The sequence below is a fragment of the Burkholderia sp. JPY481 genome, assembly GCF_038900515.1.
In the GTDB taxonomy this organism is placed as follows: domain Bacteria; phylum Pseudomonadota; class Gammaproteobacteria; order Burkholderiales; family Burkholderiaceae; genus Paraburkholderia; species Paraburkholderia youngii.
The window spans coordinates 1-256 of sequence record NZ_JAYMRT010000187.1 but is presented as its reverse complement, the minus strand read 5'-3'; the positions used below and the strand labels follow the sequence as shown (position 1 = coordinate 256).

Here is a 256-nt window from a genome sequence, read left to right as displayed (position 1 = left end):
GACTGAGCTATGGCGAGCTCAATGCGCGGGCCAACCGGCTGGCCCATCATCTGATCGCACTCGGAGTCAGGCCGGATCAGCCGGTGGGGATCTGCGTGGAGCGCAGCGCGGCGATGGTGGTGGGGCTCTTGGCGATCCTGAAGGCGGGGGGCGCGTATGTGCCGCTGGATGCGGCGTATCCGGGCGCGCGGCTGCGGCAGATTCTGGGGGAGGCGGCGCCGCGGCTGGTGCTGGCCGATGCGGCGGGGCGTGCGGC

General features: G+C 72.3%; 1 protein-coding gene. It reads left to right on the top strand.

Annotation, left to right across the window (positions count from 1 at the left end; genetic code table 11):
* A partial coding sequence (locus tag VSR82_RS40260) for an AMP-binding protein (RefSeq protein WP_498858953.1) occupies window positions 1-256 on the top strand: 256 nt, incomplete at both ends.